Raw genomic sequence first — 770 nt, 5'->3', positions numbered from 1 at the left:
GTCGGCATCGACTCCTCACCCGCGTGCAACCGCACGATGTACTCGATCGTGGAGACGATGTCGTCCTCGGTCAGCGTCCCCTGCGTGATCTCCGCATCGACCCCGAGCTTCTTGTTGATCTTGTAGCGGCCCACCTTCGCCAGGTCGTACCGCTTGGGGTTGAAATACAGATTCTCCAGCAGAGTCTGCGCCGACTCCTTGGTCGGCGGCTCACCCGGACGCAGCTTCCGGTAGATGTCCAGCAAGGCGTCGTCCTGCCCCGCCGTGTGATCCTTCTCCAGCGTCGCCCGCATCGACTCGTAGCGGCCGAACCGCTCCAGAATCCGCTCGCTGGTCCACCCCAGCGCCTTCAGCAGCACCGTCACGGCCTGCTTGCGCTTACGGTCGACCCGCACGCCGACACTGTCGCGCTTGTCGATCTCGAACTCCAGCCACGCACCCCGAGACGGGATCACACGGCAGTCGAACAGATCCTTGTCCGACGTCTTGTCGACACTACGGCCGAAATAGACACCCGGAGAACGGACCAGCTGCGAGACCACGACACGCTCGGTGCCGTTGATGATGAACGTGCCCTTCGGCGTCATGAGCGGGAAATCACCCATGAACACCGTCTGGCTCTTGATCTCACCGGTGGTGTTATTGATGAACTCCGCCGTCACGAACATCGGGGCGGAGTAGGTCATGTCCTTGTCTTTGCACTCATCGACTGAGTACTTGGGCGGCTCGAACCGGTGGTCGCGGAACGACAAGGACATGGTCCCCGAGAA

At 61.7% G+C, this 770-nt stretch carries 1 pseudogene; it reads right to left on the bottom strand.

The annotated features are described in order from the left end of the window. Positions 1–770, bottom strand: a pseudogene (locus ABD120_RS39570) (DNA-directed RNA polymerase subunit beta); the annotation flags it as partial.

The sequence above is a fragment of the Nonomuraea longicatena genome, from assembly GCF_039525605.1.
Taxonomy (GTDB): domain Bacteria; phylum Actinomycetota; class Actinomycetes; order Streptosporangiales; family Streptosporangiaceae; genus Nonomuraea; species Nonomuraea longicatena.
The sequence above is the reverse complement of the archived record's forward strand: the minus strand, read 5'-3'. Positions and strand labels throughout refer to the sequence as shown.